The sequence below is a fragment of the Halomonas llamarensis genome (genome assembly GCF_023555005.1).
GTDB classification, from domain to species: domain Bacteria; phylum Pseudomonadota; class Gammaproteobacteria; order Pseudomonadales; family Halomonadaceae; genus Vreelandella; species Vreelandella llamarensis.
Genome location: NZ_JAMJPJ010000029.1, coordinates 8,740 through 23,028 on the forward strand (window position 1 = coordinate 8,740; position 14,289 = coordinate 23,028).

A 14,289-nucleotide genomic window follows, 5' to 3' on the forward strand; every position below is an offset into this window, starting at 1 on the left:
ATCAGCTCTCCAGACCGTCCAATAGCGCCGCCATCTTCTCAAGTTGCGTACCTTGGTCCTCTCTTGTGTCATCTAGCCGCGCCCGGATGGCCTCGCTCATCAAGACCAGATTGGTATGGTCAAAATGGGTTCGCAGCGGGAGCCTCACGTCGAAGCGCTCCTCAATACCGGCCTGCACCTGCAATACAGCCAAAGAATGTCCTCCTAACTCGAAGAAGCTGTCATGGCGGCCCACACTTTCAACGCCAAGTATCTCTGACCAGATTGCCGCTAACGCTTCTTCCACCTCGCCTTGGGGCGGCTCATACGGTGAGCCACTGGCTAACTCCGGCTCGGGCAAGGCTTTACGGTCTACCTTACCGTTCGGAGTTAATGGCAGAGCCTCCAAAGTAACCACCACCCCAGGCACCATATAGTCTGGTAGATTTTGTCTGAGCGTTTCGCGTAGAGAGGTAGTGTCGAGTTCAACGTCGGCTTGCGGAGTCACGTAGGCTACCAGCCTAGAACCACTAGGGCTTTCTTGAGCAGCTACCACTGCCTCGCGTATCTCTGAAAGGGCTAGCAGTTGAGCTTCAATTTCGCCTAATTCAATACGGAATCCCCGCACTTTGATTTGATGGTCAATCCGTCCCAAGTATTCAAGCTGACCATCCTCTCGCCAACGCACTAAGTCACCCGTGCGGTAAAGTCGTTCGCCCGCAGTAAAGGGATCAGCCACAAAGCGTTCCGTCGTCAGGTCAGCACGGCCCAGGTAACCCCGCGCCAAGCCTATGCCGCCTAAGTACAATTCACCCGCCACTCCGGGCGGAATCAGATTGAGCGCACTATCCAAAACGACCAGCCGCGTCGCCGCAATCGCGCTTCCGAGGAAGACCTGATCGTCCTTCACTGGATGCGTCGCGGACCAAATCGTGGTCTCGGTGGGACCGTACATGTTCCACAATTCGATCCCTTGAGTTTGCAGATCCTCAGCTAGATCAGGTGGTAAAGCCTCACCGCCGCATAGCCCCTTAAAGCCTTCCGTTAGCGGAGCCGTCATCCATGGCCAGCCTGACGAGCGCAGCAACCGCCAGCCAGAGGGTGTCGCCTGGAAAACTGTCGCTTTTTCCTTATCGAGACATTCACCCAAGGCCCTGCCATCCTGAGTCGTCTCGCGGCTCGCCAGTACGACCCTTGCGCCGCTGATCAATGGCAGATATAGCTCCAGGGCAGCAATATCAAACGATAGCGAGGTCACCGCCACCAGGATATCGTCTGAGCTAAGGCCAGGGGTTTCCTGCATGCTTAGCAAGAAGTGGCAGAGCGCGTAATGACGCACCATTACGCCCTTGGGTCGCCCGGTAGAGCCCGAGGTGTAAATCACGTAGGCGAGATGCTCAGTGTGCAGGGCCACTTCTGGGTTGGTTGACGCATGATGTGTCACATCCAACTGATCCAGCTCAATGACATTCAGGCTTTCAGCTACTGGTAACGAATCATGAATATGCTGCTGGGTAAGCAGCAACTCGATACCGCTATCCTCGACCATATAGGCCAGCCGATCACTCGGATAATCTGGGTCTAGCGGTACATAAGCACCACCCGCTTTGAGTATACCCAGTAGCCCCACCACCATTTCGATGGAGCGCTCCATCGCGATGCCCACTCGGGTTTCGGGTTTTACGCCTAGTCCAATCAGATAGTGGGCCAAGCGGTTGGCGCGGGTATTGAGTTCGGCGTAGTTGAGTGACTGATTTTCGAAGATTACAGCCACGGCTTCTGGTGTTGTCTCGACACGGTGTTCGATCAAACGATGGATCGGTTCGGCCTTGGCATGCTGCTCACCATTGACGCTCCACGCCTCGATTTGCTGTCGCTCCTCAACACTTAACCACTCGATTACCCCAACGCGTTGAGTTGCGGACTCGCTCAACTGCTCAAGCGCTCTCCCCAGATGTTGAACCAACATCGCGGCAGCAGAATCGCCTAGCTTTGATCGTGAATAGCTGCAACAAAGTTCCAACGTTTCCTTCTGGAAGACGGCCATCGTTACGGGGTAATTGGTTTGCTCGCGGTTGACCAGCTCGCCAAACGTCAGCTCACCCGGCAAGTTCTGATCCAGTGCTGCATCCACGGGATAGTTCTCGAATACTAACAAACTATCGAACAATGACTGACCACCCTGCCCCGCCCAGCGCTGGATGTCATAGAGCGGTGTATACTCATGTTCGCGACTCGCCAGGTTTTGTTCCTGCAACTGGCACAACCACTCATCGACGCGCAGCGAGGGATCCAGTGAGACAATCACCGGCAAGGTATTGATAAAGGGTCCAATCAATTGCTCTGCCGCCGGTAGCTCCGCAGGTCGCCCGGCCACGGTCGCGCCAAAGCAGATGCTATCTTGCCCCGTGTAACGGGCCACCAGCAGCGACCAAGCACCTTGCATTAATGTATTGAGCGTTATGCGAGCCGCTTTGGCGAAATTCTCCAGTCGCTGAGTGGTCGTTCTATCCAGTGACAGGGTTATCTCTTGATGCCCAACTTGTGCTTCATGGCATTTAGGCATGGCACTGACGAGATGCGTGGGCGCATCAAGACGCTGCAACTGCTCACGCCAGTAGGTTTCACTGGCCTTGGCGCCACGGCGCTGTAACCAAGCGATGTAATCGCGATAGCGCCCCTCAGTAGGTGGCAGAACCTCCCCGGCGTAACAGCGCAGTACCTCGCCCATCAGTTGCGAGGTGCTCCAGCCATCCAGCAGCAGATGGTGGCGCGTCCAGATTAGGCAGTGCCGGGAGTCTGCGATTTTCACCAGCGCTAGGCGCATCAGCGGCGGTGCCGTAAGATCGAATGGCGCCCGTTGCTCCTCGGCCAGCTTCTCAAGTGCCGTTGATAGATCCGTTCGTTCGCGCCAATCCGCTTCGAACCACGGCAGCTCGATAGCGCGTGCTACCCACTGCAGCGGCGTTCCAGCGGACTCCAGGAAACCGCTGCGCAATATCTCATGGCGCACGAGTACTTTTTGCCAAGCGCGCCGGAAGCGTTCGACATCCAGATTGCTAATCTCCACCTGCAACTGGTTCAGATAGGCCACATCTTGGTCATCGTAGAGGCTGTGGAATAGCATGCCCTGCTGGAGTGGCGACAGCGGATAGAGATCTGCCAGTTGATCAGCGGCAACAGGCAAACCATCCAACTGCGCTTGACTCAACCCCGCCAGCGGGAAGTCCGATGGCGTAGAACCACGAACGCCGGTATCACAGTGCTCAATCAATGCCTCTAGTTGCGCTTGGAAGTTTGCTTGCAAGGCATGCATCGCTACCTCACTTTGAATCTCGAGACTGTAATGCCAGTCAAAGCACAGTTGGCCCTTCTGAACCCAAGCCACTACCTCAATCCAGGTACGGCGCTCACTTTGAGGCGCGCGGGGCTGCCCGGCGTTCTCTTTGGCGAGCTGCCAGGCCGAATCGCCCTGTAGGGAGCGGTCAAACTGACCTAGATAATTGAAAGTGACCTGGGGGTAGGCACCACCCACCAGCGCGGTCTCCTCTTTCAAATAGCGCAGCACGCTGTAGCCGAGCCCCTTGTCAGGCACTTGGCGAAGTTGCTCTTTGATTGCTTTTAGGCTCGTAGCAGGCTCCGCATTACCCGGCGTCAGGCGAACCGGGTAGAGGGAAGTGAACCAACCTACGCTGCGACTGAGGTCGACACCGTCGAACAGGTCTTCGCGGCCATGGCCTTCCAGTTCGATCAGTACGCTGTCTCGTTCCGCCCATTGGCACAGGGCGCTCGATAGTGCAGTGAGGAGCAGGTCATCCACCTGGGTGCGGTAGGCTTTATGCACCGGCCCCAGCAGTTGCATGGTCGCCTCAGTAGACAAGCTGCCAACAAGTGATGCGGTATCGGCAACGGTGTTGCTACCCTTGAGATTCTGTGCCGGTAGGCTAGGTTCTGGCTCTTTAACGAGACTTTCCCAATAGGGGCGTTGCTCAGCCAACGCCACCGATTTGGCGTAGTCGGCCAGGGTGCGTGCCCACTCATCTAGCGAGGTGGTTGCCGGTGGTAGGTCGATTGTCTTGCCTGCACTTAACTGCGTGTAGGCCGCTTGCAGATCGTCGAGGATCACGCGCCACGAGACGCCGTCTACCACCAGGTGGTGAGCCACTAGCAGCAGTCGCCCACCGCGCTCGCCTCCCAGTGCCATCCAGATGGCACGGAACGGACGCGCCAAACTCAGGCTGCGCTGTGCAGCATCGGCGGCCTGAGTGATGGCCTGCGCCGGTTCCGCATGATCGCTTAGGTCCACGTGCTCGAAGAGATCGTCGGCTAGCTTGCCATAGGCTTGTTGCCAGCTATCGCCAACGCGCTCAAAGCGCAGCCGCAAGGCGCCATGGAGATTTACCACTGCCTCAACGGCGCGCCGTAGCAGCGCGGCATCTACATCACTGGCCGTTTCCAGCATCAACGACTGATTCCAGTGGTGTGGCTCGGCGAAGTTCTGCTCGAAGAACCAGCGCTGTATCGGCAGCAGTGCAAAGGGAGCCACCTTATCGGGCACAGCCACTTGTTTAGGGGCGGCCGCCGCCAGGGGCGTGGCCATCGCCGCCACGGAGGCCACGGTCTGCCCTTCCATCAACTGCTTGGGCGTTACCTTGTAGCCACGCTTGCGCGAGCGAGCGACGATTTGCAGGCTAAGGATCGAGTCGCCCCCCAGCTCGAAAAAGTTGTCGTTACGCCCAACCTGCTCGCAGCCGATCACGTCGGCCCAGACCGATGCCAACGCCTCCTCTACTTCTCCTTGGGGCGCCTCGAAGGCTTTGCCACCACCGGCTTGCACTGGCTCGTGCAGCGCCTTGCGATCCAACTTACCATTGGCAGTTAGCGGCAGAGCCTCCAGCCGTACTATGGCGCTGGGCACCATATAGTCCGGCACGCGTTCGCCAAGCTGCGCGAGTAACGCGGCGTCATCGACGTCGCTCCAGGCTGCCATCACCACGTAGGCGAACAGTTGCGCGCGGCCTTCCTCGTTTTCCCGTGCAATCACCTCAGCCTCCGCGATGCACGATTGATCACGCAACAGGGCAGCGATCTCGCTCGGCTCCACCCGATAACCGCGAATCTTGACCTGATCATCCACACGACCGAGGAACTCCAGGCTACCGTCGGCCAATTGGCGCACCCGGTCACCGCTGCGATAGAGCCGCTCCCCCGCATGGAAGGGGCTGGCGACGAAACGTTCCGCCGTTTGCCCAAGGCGCTGTAGATAGCCTTGAGCCAGCCCAGGGCCACCCAAGTAGAGCTCGCCGGCAACGCCCTTCGGTACCGGATTAAGCCAGGGGTCAAGCACATAGGCCTGAGCATTGGCCAGGGGTGTGCCGATCGGCAGTATGCTGGCAGCTTGATCGGCCATATCGGCCTGCTGGGTGAGAATACCGACCGTGGTTTCCGTAGGGCCGTAGTGATTAAGCACCTGGCAGGTTGGCTTGAGTTCGGCGATACGCTCCAGTAGCGCCCAGTCGGTCGCTTCGCCGCCCAAAATCAGGCGCTCGTGGGGAAGTACATCGGCCGGAGTTGCCGCACTCAGCAGCGCCCGCAGGTGGCTAGGCACTATCTTCAGCACATCCACCTCATGTTCGCGCATATAAGCCGCAAAGGTATCCGGATCGAAGGAGCACTCGGGGGAAATAAGATGCAAGGTGCGCCCGGTGCACAAGGCACCAAACAGCACCGTATGACCCAGGTCCGCCGCTACCGTCGACACCATCGCCATGTTGCGGGCACCATCTGATAGCGCCAGCGCTTCCAGAACGCCCTGCACGTAATTGGCCAGCGCACCGTGACTGACCGCCACCCCTTTGGGCTTGCCCGTGGAGCCAGAGGTATAGATCACATAGGCCGTCTGCTGGGGATGGATGACGGGCAGTTCGTGCTCTACTGCAGCTGGAATATCATCGGCAAACGCCAACTCCATTACCGGAACGTCACCGCGCCAGTCGCAAGCCGTGCAGCTCAGCAGCAAGCGAGCCCCACTGTCAGCCAGTTGATAGGCCAAACGCTCCGCTGGCAGTTGCGGATCCAGTGGCACGAAGGCCCCGCCCGCTTTGAGTACAGCAAGAATACCAAGTACGTATTCACATGAGCGTTCGGCTTGAATGGCAACACGCACTTCGGCGCCTACTCCCTGTGCGACCAGTGCTTGTGCCATACGCTGGGCTTGGGCATCCAGGCTGGCATAAGTGACGCCATGATCCAGTGCATCTTGCATCGCAAGTTGTTGGGAATGTTCTTCGACGGCTTGATCCCAGAGCTTAGTGACGCTGCCGTAAGAAAATGCGGTTAGCTTGCCTTCAAGCGCCGAAGTCGGAGCTGGGATTTCGAGCGACGCCAACGGTGTATTTGGCTCTTTAAGCACCTGCTCAGCTAGGCTTTGTAGTGCTCCGGCGAGTCGCTTGATTGTCTGTTCGTCAAACAGTGCCGTCGCATAGGCGAAGACGCAACGAATCCCATCAGTTGTATCGGTGAAGTCAACGCTTAGATCAAAGTGAGCATCACCGCCATTGAGTTCTTTAAGATGTACCTTTAAATCACCTACGGTCTTTTCTCTTGCCAACTCGTTCTGCTGGGTGCACTTGACCTGAAATAGCGGATGTACGCCAGGCTGGCGTTCAGGCTGCAGCGCCTCTACCAAAGTATCGAAGGGAATATCCTGGTAGTCCTGCGCATCAAGCACGGTTTCTTTAACGGCATCTAATAAACTGGTAAACCCCTTGGTAGGCTCTAATAAGGTTCTCAGCACTTGAACATTGAGCAGGTAACCAATCAAACCATGTGTTTCAGCTTTGTTACGATTAGCACTTGGAGAACCTATCCTTATGTCGCTTTGTCCACTGAAACGATGTAGCGTCAGCTTTAACAGTGACAGCATCACCATATATAGAGAAGCGCCATGCTCACGGGCTAGCTGGTGAATGCCAGAACTCACATCACGAGATAATTGAACATGACACTGGCCAGCTTTCGATGTCTCCAGGGAGCCTCTTGGGCGATCAAAAGGAAGATCGATAGGCGTGTGCGAGTCCCCCAAGCGTTGGCGCCAGTGGTCTAGCTGCCGCTCCATTTCACCAGCCTCGAACCAACTCCGCTGCCATATCGCATAATCACCAAACTGAATGGGTAACGAAGGTAGTGCTGCATCACGTTGTTGGATTCGGGCTTCATAAAACTCGAACAGCTCATCAATGAGCAATTGAATCGACCAACCGTCACAAGCGATATGGTGCAATACAATGGCAACTGCATGGTGGCTAGTACTCAGTTGGTAGATTGCCATGCGGAATGGCGGCTCAACGTCAAGCGCAAAGGGGCGCTGAGAGAACTCGCCAATGAGGCGCTGCAGCTCTTGTTCCTGCGCTAACTCGGCGTGGTGTCGTAAATCATCGTGTAATACTGGAACCTGCCAGCCACTGAGAACTTCCTGCTGAGGCTCTCCATCCTCGCTCTGATATATTGTGCGGAGTACTTCATGACGCCTCACAAGGTCATTCACACTCGACTCGAATGCAGCAACACCCAATGGGCCTTGCAAATGAAACACACCGGGCATGTTATAAGCCGGGCTTGCCGGATCAAGTTGCCATGTCAGCCATAAGCTACGCTGCGAATATGACAACGGAAATTGCTCATCCCGGGTAGCCGGCACGATGGGAAGCTCACGAAAATCAATGCCACTATCTCTCAGCCTGTTCAAAAAACTTCGCTGCGCATCAACCTGTAACTCTGCAAAACGTTGAGCAATCTTTCTTTCGTCCAATTCCATGCCTCACCCCTCCAATTCGTTGAGCAGTTGATCCATAGTGGTAAGCCTTTTTGCGCGACCACCATCTACATTCACCTGTTTTAACGCGACTTGTGTTGCCATATGCGCCAGCGTCGGGTGTTCGAATATCAGCCGTACTGGCAACGCCTCTCCAAAACGCTGCGTGAAACTTGCTGATATCTGCATCGCTGCAAGCGAATTGCCCCCAGTCTCAAAGAAGTTGTCGTGCCGACCCACCTGATCGACGCCAAGTATCTCTGACCAAATCTCTGCCAGCGCTTCTTCCACTTCTCCCTCGGGCGGCTCATACCGTGAGTCATTAGCCAAATCCGGTTCGGGCAGGGCCTTGCGGTCTACCTTGCCATTGGAATTCAGCGGCAGTGCATCAAGCGAGACCAGCACTCTCGGCACCATATAGTCCGGTAGTTTTTGACACAGCGCTTCACGTAGTACGGCGGTATCGAGTTCACTGCCAGCTTGGGGCACCACATAAGCGACTAACCTAGAACCACCGGGGCGTTCTTGAGCGACCACGACTGACTCGCGCACCTCTGGCTGAGAGAGCAGCTCGGCTTCGATCTCGCCAAGCTCGATACGCAGGCCGCGGATCTTCACCTGATGATCAAGGCGGCCCAGATACTCGAGCTGGCCATCGTCACGCCAGCGCACCAGGTCACCGGTGCGGTAGAGGCGTTCGCCCTGCGCAAATGGATCAGCGACAAAACGTTCTGCAGTAAGGTCTGGGCGGTGTAGGTAGCCCCGTGCCAACCCAATGCCTCCAAGATAGAGTTCCCCCGCGACGCCAGGCGGTGCCAAGTTAAGATCGCCATCCAACACATAGGTACGAATACCAGCAATCGGTTGGCCGATCGCTACCTGGTTGCGCCCATCGTCTTGGCACGTCCAGTGGGTAACATCGATAGCCGCTTCGGTGGGGCCGTAGAGGTTGTAGAGCGCCGTGTGAGGCAGTCGAGCAAATACCTGGTTCTGCAGTTCAACTGGCAGCGCTTCGCCGCTACATACCAGACGCGTCAGGCTCGTGCAGGCTTCTACCCCACCATGCGCCAGGAAGGCCTGAAGCATTGAAGGTACGAAGTGCAGCGTAGTGATGTTGTGGGTACGGATTAGCTCGACCAGTTGTTCCGGTTCGCGATGGGCGCCTGGCGGGGCCATCACCAGCCGTGCCCCCTGCATCAGCGGCCAGAAAAACTCCCACACCGAGACGTCGAAGCTGAACGGCGTCTTCTGCAACACCGCATCGTCGGCCGTTAGATCATAGGCCTCCTGCATCCACTGTAGGCGGCTAGTCAGCGCGTGATGGCGGTTAGCTGCGCCCTTGGGCCGCCCAGTGGAGCCTGAGGTGTAGATCACATAGGCAAGGTGCTCGCCGTGCAGCGCCACCGCTGGATTGGTAGAAACATGATGTGCAATGTCCAGTTGATCCAACTCAACAATGCTCAGGCCATCGGTTACCGCCAATGACTCGTGCAAATGTTGCTGGGTAAGCAGTAGCTCAATACCGCTGTCCTCGACCATATAGGCCAACCGATCACTCGGATAATCTGGGTCTAGCGGTACATAAGCACCACCCGCCTTGAGGATACCCAGTAGCCCCACCACCATCTCGATGGAACGCTCCATGGCGATACCCACTCGGGTTTCGGGTTTTACGCCTAGTCCAATCAGATAGTGGGACAAGCGGTTGGCGCGAGCATTGAGTTCGGCATAGCTGAGTGTCTGATCTGAAAATACCAGCGCCGTGGTTTCAGGGGTTGCCGCCGCTTGTTTCTCAATCAAATGATTGACTGGCTCAGCATCGGAGTATTCCTTAGTGTTGACTCCCCATTCAGCCAACTCTCGTCTTTCACATGCTCCAAGGACTTCCAGCTCTCCCAGGCATCTGCTGTGATTCTCGCAGAGCGTCGTCAACACCTGCTGGTAGCGCTCGAGCAGCTTTTCGGCCGTCCCTTGCTCGAAGAGATCGGTACGATACTCCAGATCGCATTGAACGCCTCCCTTTTCGATCACACAATTGAGGGAAAGCTCAAATTTAGTAGTGCCATTCTCTGCCCTAATCGGATCAGCAATGACACCATCAAATTCCAGTTGCTCAGCGTCGCTAGCCATCTGTACGCCAAACATAACCTGGAACAGTGGATTGCGCGACGGATCACGCTGCTCACTACGAGTCTTCAATAGTAACTCTAAAGGCAGATCCGCATGATTCATCAACCCGAGTGCATCTTTCCTAACCTGCCGGACGATGTCGCGAAGTGTCATAGCAGGCGATAAGTTGGCACGAAATACTTGAGTAGATACAAAGTAGCCCATCAGGTCTTGCAGCTCATCGAACGGTCGACCAGCGTGCGGTACGCCAACAGCGAATTCCATCCGATCGCTGTAGCGCGCCAGCAGGACTTGCCATGCCGCTAATAGGATCATGAACGGCGTACACTTTTCTTTCCGACAGAGTTGTCGCAATGCTTCAGCAAGGTTAGAAGGCAGCGCTATGGAAGCACGAGCACCAGAAAACTTCTGCACCCCAGGGCGCTTATAGTCAGTGGGTAGCTCGATGTCGGGTACTTGGTCACCCAGATAACTATTCCAATACGCTAAACTTTTCTCAAACTCACCACGCTCATATCTCTCGCGTTGCCAGGCTGCATAGTCTGTATATTGGATATTCAGTTCTGGTAGAAAAACCTCTTCCTGAGATGCCGCTGCCAAGCGGTAAGCTGTTGTCAAATCCTTGGCGAGAATAGGGTTCGACCACGCATCAGAAACGATGTGGTGCATACACACCGCCAGCACCTGTTCTTTCTCACTTACTTTTATCCATTTCGCCACTAAGGCCGGGGATGCGGTAAGATCAAAAATATGACTTGTAACTTCATTAATGGATACGGCCAGCCGAGCTTGTCGCTCCGATGGCATTAGCATTGATAAATCCTCGCACTGAAGTGCGAACTTCACATCAGGGGCAACCACTTGCATCGGTTCCCCGTCTCGTTCGACGAAACGGGTTCGCAGCACGGCATGCCGTGCAATGACAGCCTTAAAAGCTCGCTCCAGTGCCTCAGGATTCACGCTCCCCTTCAGACGAAAGACCCGAGGTAGATTATAGGCACTCAACCCTGACTCCATATTCTGCAGTAGCCATAACTGATGCTGAGAGAAAGAGAGGGGAACGTGCTCTCCTACCTGGGTGCTCGCGACGATACTCTCTTGATGCCGTCCACTCTGATTAGCGGCTAGAGGTTCCTGACTCATACCATTCATTGCTGAATCCTTGACTAGAGGCTGTTATTCGATTGACAAGGAAGGATGCGCCTCTTCCTGAATCCCGTGCTCACTCTCACGTAGAGCGGCACCCAGCTCGACGGCAGTGGAATGATCGAATACCACGCCGGGGGCTATCTCGATCCCGAACTGTTTGCGAATGCGGGCCACCAGTTTGATAACCAACAGTGAGTGCCCACCCAGTTCGAAGAAATCGTCATCAATGCCTATTTCATCGCGACCAAGCAGCTCAGCCATGGCTTGGCATAGGTTGGCTTCCACGGCATCCCGGGGTTTCACCAAGGTTTTTCTTTCCACGTTTTTTTGGGCCAAGGCTTCCAGCGTGGAGGTATCTACCTTGCCATTACCTAGGCGGGGGAAATGCTCAACAGGTATAAAGCGAGAAGGACGCATGGGCTCAGGCAGCAGTACAGTCAGTTGCTCGCGCAGTTGGTCCAGGCCCTCAACGGACGTTACCTCGGCGTCAGCGATCAGGAACGCTAAGAGTTCCTGGTTATCACCGCCACTGCCCATCAGGCGAACCAGGCTCTGCTTAACTCCTGGCTGTGCTTGCAACACGCTTTCGATTTCCGCTGGTTCAACACGAAAGCCGCGCAGCTTGATCTGATCGTCAGTTCGCCCAATAAGGCGGATGCCACCCTCGGGTAGCACGCACGCCAGATCGCCGGTGCGATAGAGCCGTTCACCGACAATAAAGGGATCTTCGACAAACGCGGAAGCATCACTATTGAGATAACCACGCGCCAGTTGGGCGCCGCCCAGATACAACTCACCCACGCCACCGGTGGGGGTAGCGTGCAAGTTTTCGTCAAGCACTCGAAAGCGGCAGTTAGGCAGCAACTGGGTTAGCGGCAGCGGGCCTGCTATATCTTGCGAAAGTGATACCGGGTGCACCATCACGCCCACCGTGGCTTCTGTGGGGCCATAGTGATTGTATAGGTGGCAATCGGGTGAGATCCGCGCGATGCTCGAAAGCAAGGCAGGTGAAGTTGCCTCACCGCCTAGAATCAGCGTTTTCGGCAACTGGGGTGTATCACACTCCAGCAGGGCCTCCAGATGAGACGGCACCATTTTGAGCGCATCGATATCGGCCGCCGACATAAAGCGCGCAAAGTGGTCGCCATCCTGCATATCGTCAGGTGCGGCGATCACCAGGCGAGCACCATTGAACAAGGCGCCGAACAGTGCCGTATTGCCCAAGTCAGTGGCCAGCGACCCGGTCAATGCCCAGCGCTGGCGTGCCGATAGCCCCATAGCCTTTGTGGCACCGGCTACGTAATTGAGCAGTTGACCATGCTCAATTACCACGCCTTTGGGCGTACCGGTGGAGCCAGAAGTATAGAGAAGGTAAGCCACGTCGCTGAGGCCAGGCTCTGGAAACGGCAATGCGCTACTACCCACCCCTTCCACTTCTCTTGGCAGCCCCACACTGCGGATGCCGGGAAAGGCCAGTGCTGCGAGTTCCGCCTCGCCATCTTCAGTGCTCACTACTAGCGCAGGCTGGGCATCCTCAAGCACTCGCTGTTTGCGGGCTAGGGGCCACTCAGGATCGAGCGGCAGATAGGCGGCACCTACACGCCAGACTGCCAGTAGCAGCACGACCAAATCGGTGGAACGGGGCAGGTTGAGCGCTACATAATCTCCATGTTTGACGCCCTGATTATCCAACCACCGCGCGATACCATTAATGCGGGCTTCTAATTGGGCGTAGCTCAGCGTGCGGCCCTGCTCCTCAATGGCAATTGCATCTGGCGTCGAAGCAGCCCAAGCGGCGATATGGGTAGCTACGCTACGCTCGCCCACGTCGAGCTCACTGTCCTCAATCGACAGTAATCCCTGCTGTTGCTCAGGGGAGATAAGCGGCACCGAAAATAGCTTTTGCGCAGGGTCAGCTAGGCCCGCCTGAAGCAGTGTCTGGAACTGATCCAGCAAGCACTCGGCCGCCTCGCGGCTATAGCATGATGGGTCAGCGTAGAGCGTTGCCACTGCGCCGCTCTCACTGCGGCCAATGTGCAAGGCAAGTTCAAACTCTGCCGATGGCCCTGGCACTTCTCGCAAGCGCCACTGCAAACCCGCCGACTTTAGCTCACTCACTTCCTCTGAAAATGCGAACCCCACTGCGAGGTGGCGCTTATCAGGCAGCGCATCAATTGACCAATACTCTTGGGCTTGGGTATGCGCCTCTAACTGCCCTGATAAATGGGCAATCCAGCTAGAGAAGTCGCTATCAGCAACGCCTTCAACCAGCATCGGCAGCACCTTGTCGAAGAGCCCGATCGCCCCTTGCATCACCTCGTAATCCTGGCGGCAGTCGTGTTGCCAACCGCCTATCACACTCTCATTACCGCTAATTCTGGCGAGTAACGCCCACCAAGCCGCCTGCAGCACTGCCTCTGCGGATACTTGAAGCTCGTCTGCCAGGTTGTCGATACGCGTCACTAAGCTTGATTCGAGCTGACAGGCCACATACTCATGCTCTGCCCGCACATCATGGCGGTTAACTTGTCTGGCAGGTAAGCGGCATGCGCCTGCCTGCTCGGCATGCTGTTGGTGATTTTGCCAATATTCACGGCCCTCTTCGGCGTCATCGTCGTTTTCGAGCGAAGCACGCCACTCGATGAACTGGGAATACTGCAGCGTAGGCTCATCACCGGCTCCTCCGCTCTTATCGTAAGCATCCGCCAACGCCGAGAACAGCGACTGCAGACTGCCGCGATCCGCCACCAACGCCGAAACAGCCAGTACTAATACCCAGGCTGTTTCGCCAGTACGCAGCAGCGCTGGACGCAGCAGCTCGCCACTCTCAACGGGCATGTGCTTGAGTGACTCGCTAAAGTTATTAAGAAAGTCGTTGAGCAGCGCATTCTTGTCATCGCTGCCGCGTAAGTCTTCATAACGCCACTCAATAGCAGGTAGCTCTTCAAGCGCCTGGTGTCGCAGCCCGCGGTACCCGGCCACACTTTTCAGAGACGTAGACAGGGCTTCATGCTGTTGTCTAAGGTCGCTCAGAGCCCGCTCCAGTCGTGAGCTATCAAGCGCCCCTTGAATATCGACCAACATCACATTCGCCTGCGCCGGTGCTACCTGCTGGGTATCACCTCCATTAGCTTCCGCCGCCACCAACACTGCGCGCTGTTCAGGGCTAAGCGGCCAATGGGCAAGGCTCTGCTGTTCCGTTATTGCACTCATTTATA

The 14,289-nt window shown here is 56.3% G+C and carries 3 protein-coding genes; all 3 read right to left on the minus strand.

All coding sequences use genetic code 11. The features are described 5' to 3' along the window. Position 1: 1 nt before the first annotated feature. Genes M8006_RS14240 through M8006_RS14250 form a run of 3 tightly spaced genes read right to left on the minus strand, consistent with a single transcriptional unit; the run spans position 2 to position 14,284 of the window. On the minus strand, positions 2 to 7,795 hold the full coding sequence (locus M8006_RS14240) for a non-ribosomal peptide synthetase (RefSeq protein ID WP_250083312.1): 7,794 nt from the start codon (positions 7,793 to 7,795) through the stop codon (positions 2 to 4). 3 nt (positions 7,796 to 7,798) lie between these two features. Then, on the minus strand, positions 7,799 to 11,065 hold the full coding sequence (locus tag M8006_RS14245; RefSeq protein WP_250083313.1) for an amino acid adenylation domain-containing protein: 3,267 nt from the start codon (positions 11,063 to 11,065) through the stop codon (positions 7,799 to 7,801). A gap of 33 nt (positions 11,066 to 11,098) precedes the next feature. Continuing rightward, positions 11,099 to 14,284, minus strand: a complete 3,186-nt coding sequence (locus M8006_RS14250; protein ID WP_250083315.1) for a non-ribosomal peptide synthetase — start codon at positions 14,282 to 14,284, stop codon at positions 11,099 to 11,101. Positions 14,285 to 14,289: the final 5 nt, after the last annotated feature.